This window comes from uncultured Sphingomonas sp. (assembly GCF_946477935.1).
In the GTDB taxonomy this organism is placed as follows: domain Bacteria; phylum Pseudomonadota; class Alphaproteobacteria; order Sphingomonadales; family Sphingomonadaceae; genus Sphingomonas.
On record NZ_CAMLAC010000032.1, the window covers coordinates 1 to 24,768 of the forward strand.

Sequence of the window (24,768 nt, forward strand, 5' to 3'; positions counted from 1 at the left end):
CCGGTGCCGCCGACCCTTTGCCCCGCACCGCCCTCACCCTTCTCGGCGAACACCTCCCCGCCAACGGCCCCCGCACCGACTATCTGCGCGCCGAACTGCGCGACGGCCGCGCCTACGCCTCCACCATCCAGGACAGTTCGATGCTCCTGACCCTCGCCCGTTCCACCTGCCTGATCGTGCGCGAGCCGCATGCCCCCCCGGCGAGTGCAGGCGACTCGGCGGAAATCCTGCCCCTCGCTTGACGCAAGCCGGAACGTTCCTTATAAGTTCCACGTCTGTTCTGGACGGAGGTTCCGCGATGCTCACGCGCAAGCAGCACGAGCTGATCTGCTTCATCAATGATCGGTTGACGGAGACGGGTGTGTCCCCGTCGTTCGAGGAGATGAAGGACGCGCTGGACCTCAAGTCGAAGTCCGGTGTCCACCGCCTGATCTCCGCCCTGGAGGAACGGGATTTCATCCGCCGGCTGCCCAACCGTGCCCGCGCGCTGGAAGTGCTGCGCATGCCGGAGCGTCCGGTGGAGCCCAAGGCTCCTGCGGCACCTGCCACGCCCTCCGGCACCGCCACATCCGCCCCCGCCGGCCTGACCGCGGCCAACGACGTGCTGGAAATCCCGCTGCACGGCCGCATCGCCGCCGGCCTGCCGATCGAGGCGTTCGAAGGGTCCTCGACGCTGGCGGTTCCGGCCGCGCTGCTCGGCTCTGGCGAGCATTATGCGCTGGAGGTGTCGGGCGATTCGATGGTCGAGGCCGGGATTCTTGACGGGGACTATGCGCTGATCCGCCGTACCGAGACCGCGCGCGACGGGGAGATCGTGGTCGCGCTGATCGACGACAGCGAGGCGACGCTCAAATATTTCCGCCGCGAAGGCGCGATGGTGCGGCTCGATCCCGCCAACCGCTCCTATGACCCGCAACGTTATGCGCCTGCGCAGGTGCGCGTGCAGGGCAAGCTGTCCGGCCTTCTCCGCCGCTACGACTGATGGCCATCGCCGGGGGTGGGAACGATCCGCCGCCCCCGGGCGCTGTTGGCCGGAACGCCATCAGGAGAGAAGGCCATGGAAGACAACCGCGTATGGAGCTTCGAGGAAAGCCTCTGGACTGCCGACCATGAACATTACGCCGAGTCGATTGACGACGAGTGCCTGATGGTCGTCCCGCAGCCGCCCTATGTCGTCACCGGCGAACAGGCGGTCGAGACCGTCTCGAAGACCCCGCGCTGGACCAGGGTCGCTTTTTCCGACCAGCAGATCGCCCGCCCGCAGGAGGGACTGATCGTCATCGCCTATCACGTCCGCGCCGAGCGTGAAGACGAACAGCCTTACGAGGCCCACTGCACCAGCACCTACCGCCGCCTCGCACATGAAGAGTGGCGCGTGATCCAGCATCAGCAGACACCCCCGCTCGCCGCCAGCGTGGAGCAATAAGCGTCGTGGCCGTGGGGGGTTAGAGCATCGAGCCTTTAACATGACCCGTTCGTGCTGAGCGGAGTCGAAGCACAGCCCCAGCGCTTGGCCTTCGACTTCGCTCAGGCCGAACGGATGTGATGACGCAGGTTTAACGCACGACGCTTCAGATCCCCCCGGCGATGACCATCCGCCCCTCGGCCTCCAGCGCCGTGGTCAGATCCGCCAGACACCGGTCGACCAGCGCCGCATCCGGGCTGCGCACCACGAAATTGGCGCCCGTCCGCCCTTCGCGGAAGAAGGGATAGCTGCCGATCGACACGCCCTCATGGGCCTTTTCGGCGCCGCGCAGCAGGTCGGCGACCTCGCTTTCCGCCACCCAGCAACCGATCGTGCCCGACACCACCGGCCGGCCGCCTTCCAGCGTTCCCGTCAGCCGGTCCAGCATGCCCGCCGTGATGTGCGGCACGCCCGCCATGATGAAGATATTCTCCACGTGGATTCCGGGCGCCCCGGACACGCGGTTCTCGATCAGCGTCGCGCCGTCCGGCACCCGCGCCATCCGCGCCCGTGCCTCGGTCAGCCCGCCGCGTGTTTCGTAATAGGCCTCCAGCACCGCCATCGCTTGCGGATGATGCACCACATCCACCCCCAATGCCTCGGCGATCGCATCGACGGTGATGTCGTCATGCGTCGGCCCGATCCCGCCGGTGGTGAACAGGTAATCGTTGCGCATGCGCAGCGTATTCACCGCCTCCACGATCGCGTCGGTCCGGTCGCTCACCACCCGCACTTCGGCCAGCCGGATGCCCTGCACGTTCAGCCAGGTCGCGATCTGCGAAACGTTGCGGTCCTGCGTACGGCCCGACAGGATCTCGTCGCCGATGACGACCAGTGCCGCCGTCCAGATGCGTTCTTGGGTCATGGCCCTTGCCATAGCCTCGCAAAAGCGGCGCCGCCACGCTATATCGCGCGCCATGACCGACTATGTGACCGTCTCCCCCGATGCGCCCGAAGGCCGCACCGGCGCGATCAAGCTCCACGGCCCGGCCGCCTTTGCCGGCATGCACAAGGCAGGGCGGCTGGCCGCCGAAACGCTCGACATGCTGGTGCCGCACATGGTCCCCGGCGTGACGACCGCGGAGATCGACCGGCTGATCTACGACTTCGTCACCGCAAACGGCGGATACCCCGCGACGCTCGGCTATCGCGGCTATACCCACTCCACCTGCATCTCGATCAACCATGTCGTCTGCCACGGCATCCCGTCGGAAAAGCCGCTGAAATCGGGTGACATCGTCAATGTCGACGTCACGCCGATCGTCGATGGCTGGCATGGCGACACCAGCCGCATGTACCTGATCGGCGACGTGCCGCTAAAGGCGCGCCGCCTGGTCGAGATCACCTATGAATGCCTGATGCTCGGCATCGAGCAGGCGAAGCCCGGCAACCACATGGGCGATGTCGCCCACGCCATCCAGCGCCATGCCGAACGCCACCGCTACGGCGTGGTCCGCGATTTCTGCGGCCATGGCCTCGGCCAGCTCTTCCACGACGCGCCCGAGGTCGTCCATGTCGGCCGCCCCGGCACCGGCCCGGAACTGCGCCCCGGCATGATCTTCACCATCGAACCGATGATCAACATCGGCCGTCCCGACGTGAAGCTGCTCGACGACGGCTGGACCGCGGTGACGCGCGACCGCTCGCTGTCCGCCCAGTTCGAACATTCGATCGGCATCACGGAGGAAGGATGCGAGATCTTCACCCTTTCTCCCGCCGGTCACACCATGCCGCCCTACCTGTAATAACCCTCTCCCCACGGGGAGAGGGACTTACCCTCTAATCAAACCCCCGCCCGAACACCGACCACCCGGTCCGCCGGGCGATCATCTCCAGCGCGCGTACGCCCAGGATGCTGTTGCCATGCTGGTCGAGATTGCGGGACCACACCGCAATCGCCGCAGTATCCGGCACGATCGCCAGGATGCCGCCGCCTACCCCGCTCTTGGCCGGCAGACCGACGCGGAGCGCAAAGTCGCCTGATCCGTCATAATGCCCGCACGTCATCATCAGCGCGAGCACCTTGCGCATCCGCTGCGCCTGTCCATCGGCATCCTCGTCATCCCGCACCCGCGCGTCACGCGCCAGGAACAGTCCCGCCCGCGCCAGCCCCGCACAGTCCAGTGAAATCGCGCATTGCCGGACATAGGCCTCCATGACGTCATCCGGCTCCGACTTCAGATTGCCGTGATGCCGCATGAAACTCATCATCGCGCGGTTCAGGTCGCCGCCCTCCTGCTCGCTCGCCAGCACCTCCTCGTCCAGCGGTACCGCATCCACCCCAAGCTGCCGCGCGACCAGCGTCTCGGCCCGCTCGACATCGCAGTCGACCAGCATGTCCACCACCACCAGCGCGCCGGCATTGACGAAAGGGTTGCGCGGCAATCCCTTCGTTCGCTCCAGGTCAACGATCGAATTGAACGGATCCCCCGAGGGCTCGCGCCCGACCCGCTCGAACACCCGGTCCTCGATCGCACACAGCGCGCGCTCCAACGCGAAGACCTTGGCGATGCTCTGGATCGGGAAGCGCGTGTCCGCCGCCCCGGCGGTCAGCACCGCGCCATCCAGCGTCGCGATCGCCACCCCGAACGGGCCGGGCTCGGCACTTTCGTCCTTGGCATCCGCCGACGCCTCGATCTCGGCGGCATCGCGCGTGATCTCGTCGGCAACTTCGCGCAGCATCTCGTTCAACCCGTCGCGCAATCATCGTCTCCTGCCTGACCATGCTTCTCAACCAGCGACGCGACCTGCCGGGTCCAACAATCATCCCCCCCGCTGTCCTACAGGGCCGGCTTCGGCTATCCTCCCGCCATGTCCCGAACCGCCCAATTCCCTCCTGTTGCGATTGCAACAATAGTAAGTGGACACGCGCCCGGGGGCAGTAGTGTCCACTTCCGCGAAATCTGCACCTCGCGCCGGGGTGACGAACGGCCACGGCCTCGTTAAAGGCGCGCTCCATGACTGAGATCACTGCAGAGATCGTCGCCGAACACGGCCTGTCCCCCGAGGAATATGAGCGCGTCCTCCACGCGCTCGGCCGAGAGCCCAACCTTGTCGAACTCGGCATCTTCTCGGTCATGTGGTCCGAGCATTGCAGCTACAAGTCCAGCCGCATCCACCTGAAGAAGCTGCCGACCGAAGGTCCGCAGGTCATTTGCGGCCCCGGCGAGAATGCCGGCGTGATCGATATCGGTGACGGTCAGGCCGCGATCTTCAAGATGGAGAGCCACAACCACCCCTCCTATATCGAGCCCTATCAGGGCGCGGCGACGGGCGTCGGCGGCATCCTGCGCGACGTGTTCACCATGGGCGCGCGGCCGGTCGCGAACCTCAACGCGCTGCGCTTCGGCCGTCCCGACCACCCCAAGATGCGCCACCTGATCGCCGGCGTCGTCCACGGCATCGGCGGCTATGGCAACTGCGTCGGCGTGCCGACGGTCGGCGGAGAGGTGAACTTCCACCCCGCCTATGACGGCAATATCCTCGTCAACGCGATGACGGTGGGCGTCGCGGATACGGACAAGATCTTCTATTCGGCCGCCAGCGGCATCGGCAATCCGATCGTCTATGTCGGGTCGAAGACCGGGCGCGACGGCATTCACGGCGCCACCATGGCCTCGGCCGATTTCGGCGAGGATGCCGATGCCAAGCGCCCGACCGTGCAGGTCGGCGATCCCTTCACCGAAAAGCTGCTGATCGAGGCATGCCTGGAACTGATGGCGTCGGATGCGATCGTCGCGATCCAGGACATGGGCGCCGCCGGCCTCACCTCGTCCTCGGTCGAGATGGCGTCGAAGGGTGGCGTCGGCATCGAACTCATCATGGACGACGTGCCCCAGCGCGAAGAGGGCATGACCGCCTACGAGATGATGCTGTCGGAAAGCCAGGAGCGCATGCTCATGGTGCTGAAGCCCGGCCGCGAGGATTTCGCCGAGGCGATCTTCCGCAAGTGGGAACTCGACTTCGCCGTTATCGGCCACGTCACCGACACCGGTCACATGGTGCTGCGCCACAAGGGCGAGGTGGTGTGCGACATCCCGCTCGCCCCGCTCGCCGACGATGCGCCGCTCTATGACCGCCCGCACGTCCCCACCCCCAGGCTGCCCGAACTGACCGGCGTGCCGAGTTGCAAGGACCCGGCGGCCGACCTGCTGACCCTGATGGGTTCGCCCGACATCGCCTCGCGCCGCTGGATCTGGGAGCAGTATGACCATATGGTCGGCGCCAACACCGTGCAGCGCCCCGGTGGCGACGCCGCAGTGGTGCGCGTCCACGAGACGAGCAAGGCGCTCGCGATGACCACCGACTGCACGCCCCGCTACTGCTTCGCCGACCCAGTCGAGGGCGGGAAGCAGGCCGTGGCCGAGGCATGGCGCAACCTGACCGCAGTCGGCGCGACACCGCTCGCCATCACCAACTGCCTCAACTTCGCCAATCCGCAGCGGCCGGAGATCATGGGCCAGATCGTCGGCTGTCTCGACGGCATGGCGCAGGCGTGCCGCGCGCTCGACTTCCCGATCGTGTCGGGCAACGTCTCGCTCTACAACGAATCGAAGGCGACCGGCGGCGGCTCGGCGATCCTCCCCACCCCCGCGATCGGTGGCGTCGGTCTGCTCCAGAACTGGGAACAGTCCGCGACGATCGCATTCAAGGGCAGCGGCGACGTCATCGTCCTGATCGGCACCCCCAAGGGTGAACTCGGCCAGTCGCTCTGGGTGCGCGAGATCCACGGCCTGGGTGGCAAGGATGCCGGTCCGCCCCCAACAGTCGATCTCGCCGAGGAGCGCAAGGTGGGCGACGTGGTCCGCACCGGCATCCTCGCCGGCCACCTGACGGCCGTCCATGACGTGTCCGATGGCGGCCTCGCCGTCACGCTCGCCGAAATGGCGCTTGCCGGCAACATCGGCGCGCTCATCCAGTTGCCCGAGCGCGGCGAGGCCTGCCGCCAGCTCTTCGCCGAGGATCAGGGCCTCTACGTCGCGACCATCGACGACGCCGCGCTGCTCGACTTCCTCACCGCCGCACATGCCGCCGGTGTCGAGGTCGAACGCATCGGCCGCACCGCCGGCACCCGCCTGATCTTCGAGCGTGAGGACGGCGACTTCGTCGTCAAGCTGGACGACCTGCGCGCCGCGCACGAAGGCTTCTTCCCCAGGCTGATGGGTGCAGACGCCGCCTTGGCCTGATACGGAACCGGGGGCGGCTCAAGCCGTCCCCGTCTCCTCCACCTTGCGCGCATCGCGGCGCAGCACCGCGTACCCCACCGCCGCCGACACCAGCGAGGCGATCAGCACGCCCAGCGAGGCCGTCTCCCGCATCTGGCCGTCCCCGAACGCCAGCCCGGCAATGAACAGCGAGATGGTGAAGCCGATTCCCGCCAGCGCGCCGATCGCCGCCACCATCGGCCACGTCACCTTGTCCGGCCGCTCGGCAAAGCCCAGCAGCGACGCGATCCAGGTGAAGCTCATGAAGCCCAGCGGCTTGCCGACCGCCAACCCCGCCACGATGCCCAGCACCAACGGCGAGGTCGCCGCGCCCAGCAGCTCGGCGGAGAAATGGATGCGGACATTGGACAGCGCGAACAGCGGCAGCACGACATAGGTCACCCACGGCGTCAGCGTCTCGATCACCCGGCCGCTGGTCACGTTGGTCGCGCTCGTCATCTCCTGCAGATAGCCCAGCCGGTCCTCGGCCTTTTGTTGCGCCTCCATCGCCTCGTCCTGATCGTCGCTTTCCTCGGCGGTACGATGCGCCTTCTGGAACTCGTCGATGCGCCGCTGCACGCGGCTGGCGAACTTGGCCTGATCCAGCCGCGGCGTCACCGGCACGGTCAGCCCGATCAGCACGCCCGCGATCGTCGCATGCACGCCCGATTCGAACACACCACCCCACAACACCATCGCCAGCGCGACATACGGCACCGACGAGACCCAGCCGAGCCGCCGCAACCCGATGATCCCGGCCAGCGCCCCCGCCGCCACGATCAGCCCGCGCCAGTCGATCGCCTCGGTATAGGCAAAGGCAATCACCAGCAGCCCGCCGACATCGTCCACCGCCGCAAAGGCGAGCATCAGCGCGCGGACGCCGGCCGGCAGCCGGTCGGAGAACAGGGCGATCAGCGCCAGCCCGAACGCGGTGTCCATCGTCACCACCGTGCCCCAGCCGACCGCCTCCGGCCGGCCATGGGTGATCGCCAGAAACAGCAGCACCGGCACCACCATGCCGCCGATCGCGCCGGCCAGCGGAAACGCCGCCGTGCGCCACCGCGACAGGGCACCACCGACGATCTCGCGCTTCACATCGGCCCCGATGATGACAAAGAACAGCGGCAGCAGCGCATGGTCGATCCACTCGGCCAGCGAATGCGACACGCCACTCCCGCCAAAGGCCAGCGTGACATCGGTGTCCCAGAAATTCTCGAACGTACCGGCAAAGGCGGTGTTGGTGCAGATCAGCGCGATCAGCGTCGCGACCGCCAGCGGCCCGCCCGTCACCTCGTGCCCGGCGAAGAACGGTCCCACTTTGTGCAGGAACGCCGCCGCCGCCGGTGAATGATGCGCCCGAGCGGTGGTGCGCCCGGTCATGCGAGGAGACAATCCCATGGCAACCGAATGCCTTGGACGGGCATAGAGTTGCATGCGCCGCTCTGCCATGAAGGTGCGATGCCGGATCCCAGCACCACCAATCGATTATTATCGCTGGATGTGATCCGCGGCGTCGCCGTCATGGGCATACTGGTCGCCAACCTGGCCGCCTTCGGTCTGCCGGAGGCCGCCTATTTCGCGCCGCTGGCCTGGGGCGGCACCGCGCCTGCCGATCTTTTCGCCTGGTTCATCACCTTCGTTTTCATCGAGGGCAAGATGCGCGGCCTGTTCTCCTTCCTGTTCGGTGCCTCGATCCTGATCGTCACCGACGCAGCCGAGCGCCACGGAGACAACGCCGCCGCCACCCACTACCGCCGCATGGCGACGCTCTTCGTGATCGGCTGCGCGCATCTCTACCTCGTCTGGCTGGGCGATATCCTGGCGCATTACGCCCTGGTCGGTGCCATCGCCTTCCTGTTCGCATGGCTGTCGGTTCGCTGGCTGATCGCCGCCGCGCTGCTGCTGCTGGCCTATGCCACGATATCCAGCGCCTTGGGTGCCGTCATCCTGTTCGACAGCGCGGCGCAGGACAGCCCATATGCGATCGCCATCTGGAACAGCTTCGCCATCGGTTTCGGCGTGCCGCCGCGCGCCGACATGCTGGGCCAGATCGCCGCGATGCGTGGGTCATGGATCGATGCGATCGCGTGGCGCTGGCACCATGCCGCGGACCCGCTGACCGTGCTGCCGGTACTTGCCCCCGAAACGCTCAGCGCCATGCTGCTCGGCATGGCCGGCTATCGCAGCGGCTTTCTTTGCGGGGCATGGCACCGCGCCCGCTATCGCCGCTGGGCGCTGTTCTGCCTCGGCGTGGCACTTCCCGCCTATGCGATGCTCGGCATGGTCACGTTGCGCCACGGCTTTGCGATGCAATGGGTCTATCTCAACGCCATGGTTCTGGCAGAGCCGCTGCGCACGCTGGGCTTTATCGGCTATGCCGCATTGCTGATGCTGGCCTTGCGCCCCGGCGGACCGCTCACCCTTCGCCTCGCCGCGGTCGGCCGCACCGCCTTTTCCAACTATCTCGGCACCAGCCTGCTGATGGTCGCCATCTTCAACGGCCTGTCCCTGTTCGGCGCCTTGTCACGGGCACAGCTCTATCTGCTCGTCCCGCCCGCCTGGGGTCTGATGCTGCTCTGGTCGAAACCGTGGTGCGACCGCTTTCATCACGGCCCCTTCGAATGGCTGTGGCGCAGCGCTGCGCGGGGGCGTTGGCAACCCCTGCGCCGGGTCAGCGCGTAACCCGGCGTCCGAACCCGCCGCCCGTCATCGGCCGGCGCGGCACGACCGGACTGGCCTCGCGCTCCAGCAGCGTCAGCGTGTCCTCGAATACCCGGCGCAACCGGGCGACATGCTCCAGCGCCTCGTCCGGCGTATCCTGCTGCTCGACACTGTCGCGCGCGATCCCCTCGATCGTCTCCGCCAGCGTCGCCAGCGGCTCCGCCCCGAACTGCCGCGCCTCGCCCTTCAGCGTGTGCGCCGGGATCACCATCGCCGCCGCGCTCGCACTGCGCATCGCGCCCTCGATCGCGGACACGGACTTGTACCCGTCCTCCCGGAAATAGCCCAGGATCCGCACAAAGCCCTCGCCCAGCTCCCCGCGCGCCTGTTGATAGGCGTGCCAGTCCACCAACGTGCTACCCTCGAACGACACAACAGCCCCTTTCGCGCGCGCCCGGCGCCCAGATCGGACACCCTGATCGCATCATCGGGTAAACAGTCGGTAACGGACAGCCGGGAAATTCCCTGTCCGGCGAAGGATATGCTGCTCAGCGATCCTTGTCGTACGGGTTTTTGGGCGCACGCAGCGTCAGGCGGATCGGTACGGCCCCGAAATCCAGGTCGCGCCGCATCGAATTGACCAGATACCGCTCGTAGCTCGCCGGCAACTGATCGACCCGCGTGCCGAAGATCACGAAGCTCGGCGGCCGCGTCTTTACCTGGGTCACGTAGCGCATCTTGATCCGCTTGCCGCCGGGGGCGGGCGGCGGGTTCGCCTCGATCGCGCGCTCGAACCAGCGGTTCAGCTCGCCGGTGCCCACGCGCCGCGACCAGGCCGCACGCGTCTCGAACGCCACCTGCAACAACGTATCCAGCCCCTTGCCGGTCGCCGCCGACACCGTCAGCAGCGGCACGCCCTTCACCTGGCTCAGCCCGTCTTCCAGCGCCTTCTTCACCCCGTTGAACAGCGAGGACGGCCCCTCGGCCACGTCCCACTTGTTCATCGCGATGACGAGCGCGCGTCCCTCTTCCAGCACCCGGTCGGCAATGCGCAGATCCTGCGCCTCCAGCCCCAGCGTTGCATCGAGCAGCAGCACCACCACCTCGGCGAAATCCACCGCGCGCAGCGCATCGGCTACCGACAGCTTTTCCAGCTTGTCCTGCACCTTGGCGCGCTTGCGCATGCCTGCGGTGTCGATCAGCCGCACCTGCCGCTCAGCACCCTTGCTGTCGGTCCAGGTCCAGTCGATCGCGATCGAATCGCGCGTGATCCCGGCTTCCGGGCCGGTGATCAGCCGGTCCTGTCCCAGAAAACGGTTGACCAGCGTCGACTTGCCCGCGTTCGGCCGCCCGACGATCGCCAGCTTCAGGATGGCATCGGGGCTTTCGTCATCCTCCTCGGGCTCGTCCACCTCTTCGCGGTCGATATAGGGCAGCAGCGCCTCGAACAGGTCGCCGATACCCTCGCCATGCTCGGCCGAGAGTTGCACCGGATCGCCGAAACCCAGCGCCAGCGCCTCCAGCACGCCCTGTTCCGCCGCGCGGCCCTCCGCCTTGTTCACCGTCAGCACGATCGGCGTGTTCGATCCGCGCAGCCAGCGGGCGATCTCCTCGTCCAGCGGCACCACGCCGGCGCGGCCATCGACCACGAACAGCGCGACATCGGCATCCGCCACCGCCGCCTCGGTCTGCCGCCGCATCCGGCCGGGCAGTGTGTTGGGATCCTCGTCCTCGTAACCCGCCGTATCGATGATGCGGAAATCCAGGCCGAGCAGATGCGCATCGCCTTCGCGGCGATCGCGGGTCACGCCGGGACGGTCATCGACCAGTGCCAGCTTCTTGCCGACCAGACGGTTGAACAGCGTCGACTTGCCGACATTGGGGCGGCCGACGATCGCGACCACGGGGAGTTTAGCCATGCCAGCGCGTTAGCGAAGCGCGAGCGTTTCGTCACGCCCGCGCTTTCGCCCTCAAAACATAATGAAAGGGCGGCCGTCACCGATAGGCGACGATATGCCCCTTCACATCCAGCGTATAGAGCGTCGAATTGGCGACGATCGGCGGCAGCGTGAACTGCGTCTTCGCCTCGATCGTCGTCTGCACCGCGCCATCGCCGGGATTGGCGTAGACGATCTCGCCCTCGCTATTGGTCAGGATCAGGCAGTTGCCCGCCAGCACCGGACCGAACCAGGTGATCGCACCCGACTTCTTCTTTTCGTTGCGGAAGCGCGGCAGTTGCGAGATCCAGCGCACCTTGCCGCTGGCCCGCGACAGCGCGACCAGCCGGGCATCGTCAGTGACCATGAACAGCCACTCGCCAGCGATCCACGGCGTCTCGATGCCCGCGAAATTCTGCTCCCACAGCCGCTGACCGGTGGACAGCTCCAGCGCGACCATGCGCCCGCCCTGCCCCACCGCGTAGACGCGGCCTTCGTCGATCACCGGCGCCGCGTCGATATCCGACAGGCTGGACACCGAGGTCGAGATGGTGGTGCGCGACAGGGCATCCTGCCAAAGCACGCGGCCATTCTCGTAACGATAGGCGTTCAGTTCGCCGCTGGAGAAGCCGACCACCACCGAACCCTGGCTTGCTGCCGGAGCCGCCACGCCGAACACGCCCTGCGTCTCCAGCGTGCCCTGCTGCGCCCATTGCACCTTGCCGTCGGCCTGGCTGATCGCGAACAACTGGTTGTCCTGCGACAGCACGTAAACGACGCCATTGGCCACCGTCGGCGCACCGCGCAAGGGACCGCCGGGCTTTGCCCGCCACTGGATCGCACCATCCGCGGCGTTCACCGCCACCACGTCACCCAGGCCATCGGTCGCATAGACCCGGCCGTCGTCAAAGCTGGCGCCGCCGCCGAACCGCGCCGGACGATTGGCATCGCCCTCGGTCAGCTTGGCGGTCCAGAGGGGGGCGCCCGTGTCCGCGGCAAAGGCGTGCAGCACGGCTTCCACGTCCACCACGAACAGCTTGCCGTCCGCCACCACCGGCGCCGCGGCCAGCGGCTCGCGCACCGATCCGCCGTTGATGGTCGCTTCCCACAGCCGCGCCGGCTGCTCGCCCAGCGCCAGTTGCCCCATCGACTTGGCCGCATTGCCACCCGGCTGCGCCCAGGCATCGTTGGCCACGGGTGCGGGCAACGTCACCTGTACGTCGGCGATCGTGCGATCGGCCTCAGCCCCGGATTCGGATGCCAGGATCGGCACGCGATTGCCCACCGTGGGCGTCTTCTTCGGCGCACCCTTGAAGATGCCGCATGCACTCAAGGCCATGAGCGCCGCCAGCATCACGGGCGTCCGGAACTGCTTCGTCATTGCGTCTTGGTGTCCTCGTTACGGGTAACGGCGTCCACGCCCAATACACCGGCCATCTGAACCGCACGTTGCCGCAGCGTGTCGGGAACGTCCTTGTCCTGGGCGATCTGCCCGAACATGCGGCCTGCCTGGTCACGGCGGTTCATGCGCAGATGGGCCACCGCCACCATCTCGCCCGCGCTGCCGAAATAGGGGTTGCCGGGCACCGCGATCGCGCGCAGCCGCTCCACCACCACCTGCGGCTTCAGCGTGTCATATTCCGCCGCCGTCTGGCGGATCAGCGCCAGGTCGCGAAACGGCTGGGCCAGCGAAGCATCGGCGGCGACCGCGGCGAACTTGGCCGCCGCACCCTTCAGGTCGTCCTTCTGCAGCAGGATGTCGGCCTGGGTGAACTGCGCAAGCGCGCGATATCCGTCGCGGTCGGAGGTGGCGAGCGGTGCCAGCTTGGCACTGGCGCCCTTCACATCGGCTGCGGCCAGCGCGTCATAGGCAGCCTGCAGCTGCTCGCCCTCGGCACCCGCCGCCTCGCGCTGGCGGTGCTGCCAGAACAGATAGGCGCCGAACAACGCCAGACCGACCACGATCGCGCCGATCACCCACAGGCCCCAGCGCGTCCAGAAGCTGGTCATCTGATCGCGACGCAGCTCGTCGTCCACCTCACGCATGAAGGCTTCTTGGGATTGGGGCGTTAGGGCCAAGACGGGCTCCAGAGAAGAAACGGATCGATGAAGCCGCGACCTTTAGCCGCGCCCGCGCTCAAACGGAAGCGTATCGATCCTGCGGCGTTCGTGGCGTGCGTCAGTCCTTGGGCGCGTAAAGCTGTTCCGCGCCGGGAAAGGCACGCGACCGGACCTCGCCCGCATAGGCTTCCGCCGCGGCCGAGATCCGCACGCCCAGATCGTCATACCGCTTCACGAAGCGCGCAGTGCGCTCGAACATCCCCAGCATGTCGTCCACCACCAGCACCTGCCCGTCGCACCGGGCAGAGGCACCGATGCCGATCGTCGGGCACGTCACCGCTTGCGTGATCGCCACCGCGATCGGCTCCACCACCCCCTCGATCACCACGGCGAACGCCCCTGCCTCCGCCACCGCCCGCGCATCCGCGACGATCTTGGCGGCTTCCTCCGGCGTCCGCCCGCGCGCACCATATCCGCCCAGGACGTTCACCGCCTGCGGCGTCAGCCCGACATGCCCCATCACCGGCACCCCGCGCTCCACCAGGAAGCGGACCGTCGGCGCCATCGCCTCGCCCCCCTCCAGCTTCACCGCTGCCGCACCCGTCTCCTTCAACAGCCGCGCCGCACTGGCAAAGGCCTGCTCCGGACTCGCCTCATAGCTCCCGAACGGCATATCGATGACCACCAGCGCATGATAGCTGCCCCGCACCACCGCCGCGCCGTGCGCCACCATCATGTCCAGCGTCACCGGCACGGTCGATGGCAGGCCGTAGATCACCTGCGCCAGACTGTCGCCGACCAGCAGCATGTCGCAATGCGGGTCCAGCAACTGCGCGGTTCGTGCGGTATAGGCGGTCAGCATCACCAGCGGCTCGCCGCCCTTGCGCCGGATGATCGCGGGCACCGTCATCCGCTTCATCGGCACGGGCGTCGGGGTGGCGCGACTCGTCGCGGTGTCGAGGGTATAGGTCGTGGACATCGCCACCGCTTAGCGCGCCGCGCCCGCCACCTCCACCCGGTCAGCCGAAGATCGCGGCGTAACGCTCCGGCTTGAACCCGGCCTCCAGCACATCGCCGTGTACCAGCATCGGTCGCTTGATCATGGAGGGTTGCGCCACCATCAGCGCCACCGCCTTGTCCGCGTCCAGATCCTGCCGCGCCGCCTCGGGCAGCTTGCGGAACGTCGTGCCCGCCCGGTTCAGCACCGTCTCCCACCCCAGCCGGTCGACCCAGCCGCGCAGGCGGGCCGCGTCGATGCCGACCGCCTTGTAATCATGGAAGTCATAGGCGACGCCCGCCGCGTCCAGCCAGGCCCTCGCCTTCTTCATCGTGTCACAGGCCTTGATCCCGTAAAGCTGCGTCATCGTCACTCCATGCCTTGCATTCACCGCACTCTGTAGCCCCGCATCGGGTCGTTTCGGGAACAAAGAAATTGGCCGACGATTATCCCCCTCTGACTCGTATCAGTCGTTCCACAAATGGGGTGAACCATAATGAAGAAAATGATCGTTCTCGGCGTCGCTGCCGGCCTCGTCTCGCTCGCTGCGTGCAACTCCACCCCGCGTGAACAGGCCGCCGAGAATATCGAGGCGAATGCCGAGGCGCTGGCCGACAATCTCGAAGAGGCGGCGGACAACGCCACCACCGAGGCCGGCGAGGATCGCCTTGAGAACCAGGCCGATGCGGTTCGCGAGATGGGCGACAACCGTGCGGCCGACATGCGCAACAACGATCCCGACACCAATCTGTCGAACGGCATCTGATTTCAGCGGACAGACCGAGTTGCTCCCAAGCGCAAATCGGACTGGAGGGGCGTTCAAGGCGACTTGGACGCCCTTTTCCGTTGCGGGACGATGGCTGGCGCGCGGCGCGCGCGTGTCATAACGCCTCGCCGTCCAAGCTCCTGGCGCCATATCCTTCCCGTACCATTCGTGGATAATACCGATGACCGCCCACCCCTTCTACGCGATCCACCGGCACGGCATGGTCCGCGTCGCCGCCGCCACGCCGGTCGCCACCGCCGGCGATCCGCGCGCCAATGCGGATGCCGCGCTGCTGCTCGCCCGGCAGGCAGACGCGGAAGGGGTCGATCTCGTCGTCTATCCCGAACTCAACCTCACCTCCTACGCGATCGACGACCTCCACCTGCAAAGCGCACAGCACCGCGCGACGCTCGCCGCACTGGCGCAGGTGGTGGCGGGCAGCGCCGATCTCGCCCCCCTCCTCCTCATGGGCGCCGCCCTCCCCCGCAACGGCCGCCTCTACAATTGCGCGGTCGCGATCAGCCGCGGACGCATTCTGGGTGTGATCCCCAAGACCTTCCTGCCCAACTACCGCGAATATTACGAGAAACGCTGGTTCGCCAGCGGGGCGGGGCTGACCGGCCTGACCATCGATCTGGGCGATATCGGGGCCGATATCCCGTTCGGCACCGACCTGCTGTTCGCCGCGACCGATCTCCCCGGTTTCATCGTCCATGCCGAAATCTGCGAGGATTACTGGGCGCCGAACCCGCCCTCCACCGCCGGCGCGCTGGCCGGCGCGCTCATCTGCGCCAACCTGTCCGCGTCCAACATCGTCATCGGCAAGGCCCGCGAGCGCGCGCTGCTTTCCGCGGCACAGTCCGCCCGCGCGGTGTGCGCCTATGTCTATTCGGCCGCCGGCATTGGTGAGAGCACCACCGACCTCGCCTGGGACGGTCAGGGCATGATCTACGAGCTTGGCGAAATGCTCGCCTCGTCGCAGCGTTTCGTCCACGCCCCCACTCTCACCACCGCCGATATCGATGTCGAGCGGATCGCGCAGGAACGCCTGCGCTTCGGCACCTTCAACGACGCCGCACGCGAGGCGGGGCATCCGGAAACCCGCTTCCGCCGCATCGGCTTCGACCATCGGCCGCACCGTGCCGACATGGGGCTGGTGCGCGCCGTCCGCCGCTTCCCCTTCGTCCCCAACGATCCCGACAAGCGCGACGCGGACTGCTACGAGGCGTTCAACATCCAGGTCGAGGCGCTGGTCAAGCGCCTGTCCGCCGCCCGCGCCGAAACGCTGGTCATGGGCGTGTCGGGCGGGCTCGACTCGACGCACGCGCTGATCGTCGCGGCCAAGGCGATGGACCGGCTGGAAAAGCCGCGCTCCGCGATCCTCGGCTTCACCATGCCCGGCTTTGCGACCGGCGAGGGCACCAAAGCCAAGGCATGGAGCCTGATGCGCGCGCTGGGCATCACCGCGGACGAGATCGATATCCGTCCCGCCGCGCGCCAGATGCTTGCCGATATGGGCCACCCCTTTGCGCAAGGGGAGCCGGTCTATGACGTGACGTTCGAGAACGTCCAGGCGGGCCTGCGCACCGATTATCTGTTCCGCCTCGCCAACCAGCGCGGCGGGCTTGTTCTGGGCACCGGTGACCTGTCCGAACTGGCGCTCGGCTGGTGTACCTATGGTGTCGGCGACCAGATGAGCCACTATGCCGTCAATGCCGGCGTGCCCAAGACGCTCATCCAGTTCCTGATCCGCTGGTGCATCCGCACCGGCCAGTATGACGCCGAAACCGATCAGGTGCTCACCGAAATCCTGGCGCAGGAGATTTCGCCCGAACTGGTCCCGGCCGATGAGAGCGGCGCGCTGCAATCCACCGAATCGATGATCGGCCCCTACGCGCTCAACGATTTCTTCGCGCACTACATCATCCGCCACGGGCTGGCCCCGTCCAAGATCGCGTTTCTCGCCTGGCACGCCTGGCGCGACGCGGAGGCGGGACGCTGGCCCGCGGACTTCCCCGCCGACGCCCGCGTCGCCTACGACCTCGCCACCATCCGCCACTGGCTGGAGCGCTTCCTCGTCCGCTTCTTCCGCACCAGCCAGTTCAAACGCTCCGCCCTCCCCAACGGCCCCAAGGTCTCCGCCGGCGGCGCGCTGTCCCCGCGCGGCGACTGGCGCGCACCCTCCGACGGCGTCGCCGAACCCTGGCTGCAGGAACTCGTCGCAAACATGCCCTGAACGCCGCACACAATATTGCCAAATCGGCCTCATAGGCGCATTATGACCGGCCTATGACAGTGCCTCCACCGGATGGATCGCGCGATCGCCGGATCGAGGACCCATCGAACCTTTGGATAATCCATCCCGCGGGGCGGCGGCTCCTGCCGTTCGCGCTGCGGGCGGGTGTGTCGGCGAACAGCGTGTCGATCGCCGGCCTGTGCCTGGGCACCGCCGCCGCGCTCGCCTACGCCCAGTATGAGCGGCCGGCTTTCGCGATCCTCGGCCTGGTGCTGTCGGTCGGCTGGCTGATCGCGGACGGGCTGGACGGCATGGTCGCCCGCGCCACGCGCACGTCGAGCGCCTTTGGCCGCTTCCTGGACGGGCTGTGCGACCACGGCGTCTTCACCCTCCTCTATGTCGCGCTCGCCGCCTCGCTGGGCACGGGCGAGGGCTGGGTACTGGCCGTCACCGCCGGCGCGGCGCACGCGGTACAGTCCAGCCTGTACGAAGGCGAACGCACCCGCTTCCATCGCCGCGCGCGCGGGGTCGGGCTCACCGCCCTTCCCCACCCGACCGGCGGGCCGCTCGTCCGCCTCTACGACCATGTCGCGGGCAGCCTGGACCGCATCGCCATGCCGTTCGAGCGGACGCTGACATCGGCGACCGACCCTGCGGCGCTCGGCCGCACCTATGCCGCGCGTGCCGTGCCGCCGATGCGGCTGTTATCCCTTCTCACCGCCAATGTCCGTGTTGCCGCGATCTTCGTGGCGACGCTGGCCGCCGATCCGCGGCTTTTCTGGTGGTTCGAAATCGTGCCCCTCACGGCGGTCGCCGTGATCGGTATCGCCTGGCATCGCCGGGTCGAGCATGCGCTGGCCGCCCAGGGCGCCACCGCAGGCCGACCGGCCTCTTCGTTTATCGTAAAGGAACAGAAACAGTCATGAACAGCATCCGGATCGCCGTCGTCGGCATCGGCAACTGCGCGAGCTCGCTGGTGCAGGGGCTGGAGCATTATCGCGAAGGCGCCAACGACATGATCGGCCTCATGCATTATGAGGTCGGCGGCTATCGTCCCAGCGACATCAAGGTCGTCGCGGCGTGGGACGTCGATGCGCGCAAGGTCGGCAAGGACGTGGCGGAGGCGATCTTCGCCAAGCCCAACTGCACCGCCGTCTTCGCCGCAAATGTGCCCGCCACCGGTACGATCGTGAAGATGGGTGCGGTGATGGACGGCGTCGCCGACCACATGGCCGACTACAAGGACGAGCGCACCTTCATCGTCGCCAATGATACGCAGCCCAGCAAGGAAGACGTGATCGCCGACCTGAAGGCGAGCGGCGCGGACGTGCTGATGAACTACCTGCCGGTGGGTTCGCAGCAGGCGACCGAATTCTACGCCGAATGCGCGCTGGAGGCCGGTGTCGCCTTCGTCAACAACATCCCCGTGTTCATCGCGTCCAACCCCGTCTGGGCGAAGCGTTTCGAGGATGCCGGCGTGCCGATCATCGGCGACGACATCAAGGCGCAGCTCGGCGCCACCATCGTCCACCGCGTGCTGACCGACCTGTTCGCCAAGCGCGGCGTGAAGCTGGACCGCACCTACCAGCTCAACACCGGCGGCAACACCGACTTCCTGAACATGTCGAACCACCGCCGCCTTGAATCCAAGAAGATCTCCAAGACCGAGGCGGTGCAGTCGGTCGCCGCCGAGCGTCTGGACGACGACAACGTCCATATCGGCCCGTCCGATTATGTGCCGTGGCAGAACGACAACAAGGTCTGCTTCCTGCGCATGGAGGGCCAGCTCTTCGGCGGCGTGCCGATGAACCTGGAACTGCGCCTCTCGGTTGAGGACTCGCCCAACTCGGCCGGCGTCGCGATCGACATGATCCGTTGCGCTAAGATCGCCAGGGATCGTGGCCTGGCCGGCGTTGTCGACCCTGCCTCCGCCTATTTCTGCAAGCATCCGCGCAAGCAGATCACTGACGACCTGGCCAAGCAGGAAGTCGAAGCGTTCATCGCAGCCGCCTGAACGCGATGATCCGCACCGCGATCATCCTGGCGGCCGGCGAAGGCAGCCGGCTCCGGCCGGCCGCCCCGTTCAAGCCGCTATGCCCCGTGGCGGGCCTGCCGCTGGTCGACCATGCCCTGTCTGGGCTGGCGGCGGCGGGGCTGACGCGGGCGATCGTGGTGCTGGGCTATGGCGGCGACACGATCGAGCGGCACCTTGCCGCCCGGTCGCAGCCTTTACGCGTGGAAACGGTGCACACCGATCATCGTGAGCCCAATGGCGTCTCCGCGCTGGCCGCAGCCCCTTTGCTGCGCGGCGAGGAGGCGCTGCTCGCCATGTGTGACCATCTCGTCGAGCCTGCGCTGTACCGCCGCCTCGCCACCATCGGCGCGCAAGGGGGGCTGACGCTGGGCATCGACCGGCGGCTCGGCCACGACTGGGTCGACCCGCTCGACGTTACCGCCGTGGCGACGCGGGGAGACCGCATCGTCGCGATCGGCAAGGGGCTGGAACCGCACGATGCCTATGACACCGGCGTCTTCGCGATCGGCCCGGCGCTCTTCGCCGCACTTGGCAGCCTTGGTCATCCCTCGCTGACCGACGGCGTTCGCCTGCTTGCGGGCGAGGACCGCGCCTTTGTGGTCGATTGCAGCGACTTGGACTGGATTGACGTCGATGACGCGCCTGCCCTGTCCAAAGCGGAGCAGTGGCGCGCACTGGCTGCGTGATCGCGATTGTAATCAGACCGCTTTTCCTGAATAGTATACCGTAGGTGGCCGAAAACGTCGGGCGCCACGCTTTCTTCGCGCATGCAGGAGCCGCATGAGCCTCATCGTCCGCACCCTGTCCGAACAGATTTTCGCGATCGTCCGCGAGCGCATCATCAGCGGCGCGCTGCCCCGCGATCACCCGATCCGCCAGGACGCTCTCGCCACCGAACTAGGGGTCAGCAAGATCCCCTTGCGCGAAGCCCTGGCCCGTCTCGAACAGGAAGGGCTGCTCACCAGCCAGGCCAATCGCGGCTTCTTCGTCCGCCCGATGAGCGCGACCGAGGCCGAGGAGATTTACGAGTTGCGTCTTGCGCTGGAGCCGGAGGCCGCCGCCCGCGCCTGCCTGCTCGCGACCGAGGATGGCCGGCAGGCCGCCCGCGAGGCCTTTGCCGATCTCGACGTGGCCGCGCATGAGGCGCTGCACGACGTTGCCGTCTGCAACCGTGCCTTCCACATCGCGCTCGTGGCCCCGCTCGGCCGCCCGCTGACCATGCAGTTGGTTGAACGGCTTCAGGTGCTGGCCGAACGCTATGTCATCACCCATCTGGAGCCCGCGGGCCGCGACGACCGCGCGCACCGCGAACATCACGACATATTGGAGGCCTGGCTCGCCCGCGACGCCGATCGCACCGCGCATCTGCTCACCGGCCATCTGAACGGCACGCTGACCGATCTGCGCGCGCAACTCGCCGCCGACTGATGACGACATAATAACGCCGAACGACGACGTCATAAGAACAAAGGGGATATCATGGGGGTGTTTGGACCGCGCAAGGCCATGGAGGGGGGCGCCGGCATGGCCGGTCACCAACTGGCCAAGACGCTCAGTTGGCCGCATCTGATCGCGCTCGGGGTGGGCGCGATCGTCGGCACCGGCATCTACACGCTGACCGGTGTCGGGGCGGAGCGCGCCGGCCCCGCCGTCATTCTCGCCTTTGCGATCGCCGGAGCGGTCTGCGCCTGCGCGGCGCTCGCCTATGCCGAAATGGCAACGCTGATCCCGGCGGCGGGCAGCGCCTATACCTTCAGCTACACCGCGATGGGCGAGGTGATCGCCTGGGTCGTCGGATGGAGCCTGATCCTCGAATATTCGCTCGCCTGCTCGACGGTCGCGGTCGGCTGGTCGGGCTATCTGGTCGGCTGGATACAATCGGCGGGCATCCACCTGCCCCCTGCCCTTCTCTCCGGCCCCCATGCCGGCGGCATCATCAACCTGCCGGCGGTGCTGGTCGCGCTCGGCGTCATGGGCATGTTGATCGCGGGCACGCGCGAAAGCGCAACGCTCAACATCATCCTGGTGGTCATCAAGCTGATCGCACTCACCATCTTCATCGCGATGGCGCTGCCTGCCTTCAACGGCAACAATCTCGAACCCTTCATGCCTTACGGGTTTGCCGCGACCGAGATCGCCGGGGAAAAGCGCGGCGTCATGGCGGCCGCCGCGATCGTCTTCTTCGCGTTCTACGGCTTCGATGCGGTTGCGACCTCGGCGGAGGAAGCCAAGAACCCGGGCCGTGATCTCACGATCGGCATCGTCGGATCGATGGCGGTCTGCACGCTGATCTACATGGCGGTCGCGGTCGCCGCGGTCGGCGCTACGCCCTTCACCACGCTCGCCAATTCGCCCGAACCGCTCGCCCTGGTCCTCCGCCAGCTCGGCCAGCCCACCGCCGCCTACCTGATCGCGCTCGCCGCCATCATCGCGCTTCCCTCCGTCATCCTCGTCATGATGTACGGCCAAAGCCGCGTCTTCTTCGTCATGGCGCGCGACGGCCTGCTCCCGCACGCCCTCTCCCGCGTCAGCAAGCGCACCGGCGCGCCGACCACCATCACCCTGCTCACCGGCATCGCCATCGCCGCCGTCGCGGGCTTCTTCCGCCTCGACGAAATCGCCGAACTCGCCAACGCCGGCACGCTCATCGCCTTTATCGCCGTCGGCGCCTGCCTCATGATCATGCGCCGCCGCGCGCCCGATCTGCCGCGCCTGTTCCGCTGCCCGGCGCCCTATCTCGTCGGCTCGCTGGCCATCCTCGGCTGCCTCTACCTGTTCTTCAGCCTGCCCGCTTCCACCATCGCCCGCTTCGTCCTGTGGAACGCACTGGGGCTCGCCTTCTACTTCGCTTATGGTCGCCGCCACAGCTTGGCCCGAATTACGAAGGAATAAGGGGCCGGCGGCATGATAGGGGGTATGTCGCCGGAAACGGAAGGACGTGCCGCCCTGATGAAGTGCCTGATTGCCGCCCTGCTCGTGCTGGTCTGCGCCATTGCCGCCCCTGCGGCGGCGCAGACCGCGCCGTTCGATCTCACCGGTCCGTCGCTGCGTATCCAGGTCACGCACGCGGGGCAGACGCTGCCGATTTCGCGCGTACCGAACCTGTCTGCGGGTGACCGGCTATCGATCAAGGCGGAACTGCCCGCCGATCAGTCCGCCCATTATCTGCTCGTCGCCGCCTTCCTTCGTGGCGCGACCAATCCGCCGCCCAAGGACTGGTTCTTCCAGGCGGAAACCTGGACGAAGAAGGGGCGTGACGGCCTCAGCATCACCGTGCCCGCCGGCGCGCGCCAGATCATCCTGTTTCTGGCCCCCCAGACCGGTGGCGACTTCAAGACGCTGGTCGATGCCGTACGCGGCCGCCCCGGCGCGTTCGTTCGCGCCGCGCAGGATCTCAACCAGGCCGCGCTCGACCGTACGCGCCTGGACAGCTTTCTGGGCGCCATCCGCCGCCTCGATCCCGGCGATCCGGCCCGTTTCGAGGCAGCACCGCCGCTCCTCGCACGTAGCCTGGCGATCAAGCTCAACACGGATTGCCTCCAGCGTCAGGTCGATCTCCAGGCCGCCTGCCTGACGCAGAACCGCGACTCCCTGGTCCTGTCCGATGGTCACAGCGCAACGATCACCGAGGCGCTGGCCGGCACCCCTGCCGATCTCGCCATGCAGATCGCCGCGACGCCACAAGGGGGCCTTGGCTATTACAGCCCCTATATCGCGGTGGTCCGTGATGTTGTCCGCATCCTGGGGGCGTTTCAGACCGCGCAATATCAATATATCCCCGCGCTCGGCCTCATCCGCGACGACGTGATCGGCCTGCTGCTCAACGCCGCCCCGTCCTTTCATTCGCCCTATTCGGTGCTCGTCACCGCGCTGCCGATGGTCGATGTCCCGCAGATCCCGCCCCTGCGCGCTGCCCGACCCGATCCCCTGTGCATCGCCGCGCCGGGGCTGACACTGCCGGTGGAGGGCGCCCCCCTCGTCTATGCCACGCCGTTCGCCCACAATATGGCTTTGCGTCTGAAACGGCGCGACGGCACGACCATCGACCTGCCTGCCCGTGCCGATGCGGAGGCCGGCGGCTACCGCATCGACACCAGCGGCCTCGACCTTGCCACTCTTCCCCCCATGACACAGGGCGTTCTGCACGGTCGCTGGGGCTTCACCCCCTTTGACGGTCCCGCCTTCCGGCTGCAGACGCCGACCGGCTGGAGCTGGCCCGCGGGTGGCGGCTCTGCCGTTGTCGGTCGCGTCGATGCCGTCACGCTTTCCGGGGGGGCTGCGACCTGTGTGGAGGGCGTATCGCTTCGCCACCCCTCGGGTCGCGTCGAACCCGTCACCTGGTCGGTGAGCGCGGCCGGCGATCTGACGGTCAAGCTCCCTCTCGAAGCGGCCCGCCCCGGCGCAGCAACGCTGCTCGTCAACACCACCGGGCAAGCCACGCCCGCCAGCCTGCCGCTCACCCTGTTCAACGAGGCGAGCGCGATCGACACGCTCATCCTGCGTCCCGGTGACACCGAAGGTGAACTCAGCGGCGCACGGCTGGATGCGGTTGCGCGGGTCACCGTGGGCGACCTTGCCCTCACGCCTGTTACGCTCACGCGTCGCGACGGTCGCGATCATCTCATCCTCGCCACGCCGGCACCCGTCTCCTTGGCACAGGGTCAGACCGCTCCCGCCAAGGTGATGTTGAAAGACGGTCGGGTACTCGCCACCACGGCCACGGTCGCCGCACCACGCCTCCGGCCGGAGGTGATCGCGCGCACCGTGACCCGCGCGCCGTCGCTTCTGACCCTGACGGATGAGACTGCTCTCCCCCACGACGCAACGCTCACCTTTTCACTGCGCGCGGACCGTTTCGACGGCCGCGAGACGATCGAGGTTGCTAATGCCGATGGCACCGCTGTTACGACTCTGGTGCCCGGAGCCGATGTGATGCTCCAAAACGCACATACGCTGGTCGCTACACTGGCGCCTGCCCGCGTGTTCGGCCCGTCCATCTACGGCCCGCTACGTTATCGTGTGATACAGGCCGGAACACCCAGCCCGTGGCAACCCCTCACCGCCCTCGTCCGCCTGCCTGACATCAGCCGCGTCGCCCGCACGGCGGACGGGTACGCGATCACGGGGACCCGCCTGTTCCTGATCCAGTCGGCAGGCGCGCTGGTGGTGCCAGAGGGTTTTACCGGCACCCGGTTGACCATTCCCTCCCCCGTACTCCGCTTGTCGGACGCGCCAGAGGTGACTGCAACAATAGGCGAAAGCACTCCTCAATAGGCCGGCGGATCGCTGGCGGGAAAGCTTTCATCAGACCCCTGATCAACCCGGTCCCAATCGCCTGCGGCATCGCGTATCCGATCCTGCCCCGCGCCGCGTACCTGAACCACGCCCTCGACGGGTCCCTCATCC

Annotated in this window: 22 protein-coding genes and 1 pseudogene; 14 read left to right on the forward strand and 9 right to left on the reverse strand. The window is 67.3% G+C overall.

What is annotated here, in order from left to right; translation table 11 throughout:
* The 3 genes and pseudogenes from Q0U08_RS05600 to Q0U08_RS05610 all read left to right on the forward strand — a co-directional run.
* Positions 1-242: pseudogene (locus tag Q0U08_RS05600) on the forward strand (molybdopterin molybdenumtransferase MoeA); the annotation flags it as partial.
* A 56-nt stretch (positions 243-298) separates the two neighbouring features.
* Complete coding sequence (gene lexA, locus Q0U08_RS05605; RefSeq protein ID WP_298090257.1) at positions 299-982, forward strand: transcriptional repressor LexA; 684 nt, start codon at positions 299-301, stop codon at positions 980-982.
* A gap of 75 nt (positions 983-1,057) precedes the next feature.
* Positions 1,058-1,426, forward strand: coding sequence for a DUF4440 domain-containing protein (locus Q0U08_RS05610; protein ID WP_298090258.1), 369 nt, complete (start codon positions 1,058-1,060; stop codon positions 1,424-1,426).
* 145 nt (positions 1,427-1,571) lie between these two features.
* Here Q0U08_RS05610 and Q0U08_RS05615 read toward each other — a convergent pair whose 3' ends face one another.
* Positions 1,572-2,330 (reverse strand): molybdopterin-binding protein, encoded by a 759-nt coding sequence (locus Q0U08_RS05615; RefSeq protein WP_298090259.1) that lies wholly within the window; start codon positions 2,328-2,330, stop codon positions 1,572-1,574.
* A 52-nt stretch (positions 2,331-2,382) separates the two neighbouring features.
* Here Q0U08_RS05615 and map point away from each other — a divergent pair, with 52 nt between their 5' ends.
* On the forward strand, positions 2,383-3,210 hold the full coding sequence (gene map / locus Q0U08_RS05620; protein WP_298090260.1) for a type I methionyl aminopeptidase: 828 nt from the start codon (positions 2,383-2,385) through the stop codon (positions 3,208-3,210).
* Between the two features lie 34 nt (positions 3,211-3,244).
* Here the strand turns inward: map and glsA are convergent, their stop codons facing one another.
* Positions 3,245-4,168 (reverse strand): glutaminase A, encoded by a 924-nt coding sequence (gene glsA / locus Q0U08_RS05625; RefSeq protein WP_298090261.1) that lies wholly within the window; start codon positions 4,166-4,168, stop codon positions 3,245-3,247.
* Between the two features lie 254 nt (positions 4,169-4,422).
* On the opposite strand from glsA, the gene purL reads away from it, so the two are divergent.
* A complete protein-coding gene (purL, locus tag Q0U08_RS05630) occupies positions 4,423-6,651 on the forward strand; it encodes a phosphoribosylformylglycinamidine synthase subunit PurL (protein WP_298090262.1) in 2,229 nt (742 codons plus the stop codon).
* 18 nt (positions 6,652-6,669) lie between these two features.
* Here purL and nhaA read toward each other — a convergent pair whose 3' ends face one another.
* Positions 6,670-8,049 carry a Na+/H+ antiporter NhaA gene (nhaA, locus tag Q0U08_RS05635; protein WP_298090264.1) on the reverse strand — a complete coding sequence of 460 codons (1,380 nt, stop codon included), beginning with the start codon at positions 8,047-8,049 and terminating at the stop codon, positions 6,670-6,672.
* A 78-nt stretch (positions 8,050-8,127) separates the two neighbouring features.
* Here nhaA and Q0U08_RS05640 point away from each other — a divergent pair, with 78 nt between their 5' ends.
* Positions 8,128-9,351, forward strand: coding sequence for a DUF418 domain-containing protein (locus Q0U08_RS05640; protein ID WP_298090265.1), 1,224 nt, complete (start codon positions 8,128-8,130; stop codon positions 9,349-9,351).
* Here the strand turns inward: Q0U08_RS05640 and Q0U08_RS05645 are convergent.
* The 6 genes from Q0U08_RS05645 to Q0U08_RS05670 form a co-directional block, all read right to left on the reverse strand.
* Positions 9,341-9,763 (reverse strand): Hpt domain-containing protein, encoded by a 423-nt coding sequence (locus tag Q0U08_RS05645; RefSeq protein WP_298090266.1) that lies wholly within the window; start codon positions 9,761-9,763, stop codon positions 9,341-9,343. The genes Q0U08_RS05640 and Q0U08_RS05645 overlap by 11 nt on opposite strands.
* 115 nt (positions 9,764-9,878) lie before the next feature.
* On the reverse strand, positions 9,879-11,249 hold the full coding sequence (gene der, locus Q0U08_RS05650) for a ribosome biogenesis GTPase Der (protein WP_298090267.1): 1,371 nt from the start codon (positions 11,247-11,249) through the stop codon (positions 9,879-9,881).
* A gap of 76 nt (positions 11,250-11,325) precedes the next feature.
* The gene (locus tag Q0U08_RS05655; RefSeq protein ID WP_298090269.1) at positions 11,326-12,648 is read right to left on the reverse strand and encodes a PQQ-binding-like beta-propeller repeat protein; all 1,323 of its coding nucleotides are present in this window, start codon (positions 12,646-12,648) and stop codon (positions 11,326-11,328) included.
* A complete protein-coding gene (locus Q0U08_RS05660) occupies positions 12,645-13,313 on the reverse strand; it encodes a tetratricopeptide repeat protein (RefSeq protein WP_298090270.1) in 669 nt (222 codons plus the stop codon). Before Q0U08_RS05660 ends, Q0U08_RS05655 begins: the two co-directional genes overlap by 4 nt.
* A gap of 133 nt (positions 13,314-13,446) precedes the next feature.
* Complete coding sequence (gene panB / locus Q0U08_RS05665; protein WP_298090271.1) at positions 13,447-14,307, reverse strand: 3-methyl-2-oxobutanoate hydroxymethyltransferase; 861 nt, start codon at positions 14,305-14,307, stop codon at positions 13,447-13,449.
* Positions 14,308-14,347: 40 nt separating this feature from the next.
* Positions 14,348-14,692, reverse strand: coding sequence for an ArsC family reductase (locus Q0U08_RS05670; RefSeq protein WP_298090272.1), 345 nt, complete (start codon positions 14,690-14,692; stop codon positions 14,348-14,350).
* A gap of 129 nt (positions 14,693-14,821) precedes the next feature.
* Here Q0U08_RS05670 and Q0U08_RS05675 point away from each other — a divergent pair, with 129 nt between their 5' ends.
* The 8 genes from Q0U08_RS05675 to Q0U08_RS05710 all read left to right on the forward strand — a co-directional run bounded on the left by Q0U08_RS05675 (position 14,822) and on the right by Q0U08_RS05710 (position 24,636).
* Positions 14,822-15,091, forward strand: a complete 270-nt coding sequence (locus Q0U08_RS05675; RefSeq protein ID WP_298090273.1) for a hypothetical protein — start codon at positions 14,822-14,824, stop codon at positions 15,089-15,091.
* A gap of 181 nt (positions 15,092-15,272) precedes the next feature.
* On the forward strand, positions 15,273-17,327 hold the full coding sequence (locus Q0U08_RS05680) for an NAD(+) synthase (RefSeq protein ID WP_298090275.1): 2,055 nt from the start codon (positions 15,273-15,275) through the stop codon (positions 17,325-17,327).
* 53 nt (positions 17,328-17,380) lie between these two features.
* Positions 17,381-18,253, forward strand: a complete 873-nt coding sequence (locus tag Q0U08_RS05685) for a CDP-alcohol phosphatidyltransferase family protein (protein ID WP_298090276.1) — start codon at positions 17,381-17,383, stop codon at positions 18,251-18,253.
* Positions 18,250-19,341, forward strand: coding sequence for an inositol-3-phosphate synthase (locus tag Q0U08_RS05690; protein ID WP_298090277.1), 1,092 nt, complete (start codon positions 18,250-18,252; stop codon positions 19,339-19,341). Before Q0U08_RS05685 ends, Q0U08_RS05690 begins: the two co-directional genes overlap by 4 nt.
* A 5-nt stretch (positions 19,342-19,346) precedes the next feature.
* On the forward strand, positions 19,347-20,048 hold the full coding sequence (locus Q0U08_RS05695) for an NTP transferase domain-containing protein (protein WP_298090278.1): 702 nt from the start codon (positions 19,347-19,349) through the stop codon (positions 20,046-20,048).
* 94 nt (positions 20,049-20,142) lie between these two features.
* On the forward strand, positions 20,143-20,790 hold the full coding sequence (locus Q0U08_RS05700; protein WP_298090280.1) for a GntR family transcriptional regulator: 648 nt from the start codon (positions 20,143-20,145) through the stop codon (positions 20,788-20,790).
* Between the two features lie 51 nt (positions 20,791-20,841).
* Entirely contained in the window at positions 20,842-22,254 is a 1,413-nt protein-coding gene (locus Q0U08_RS05705) for an amino acid permease (RefSeq protein ID WP_298090281.1), read from the forward strand.
* Positions 22,255-22,311: 57 nt separating this feature from the next.
* Positions 22,312-24,636, forward strand: a complete 2,325-nt coding sequence (locus Q0U08_RS05710) for a hypothetical protein (RefSeq protein WP_298090283.1) — start codon at positions 22,312-22,314, stop codon at positions 24,634-24,636.
* Positions 24,637-24,768 lie beyond the last annotated feature (132 nt).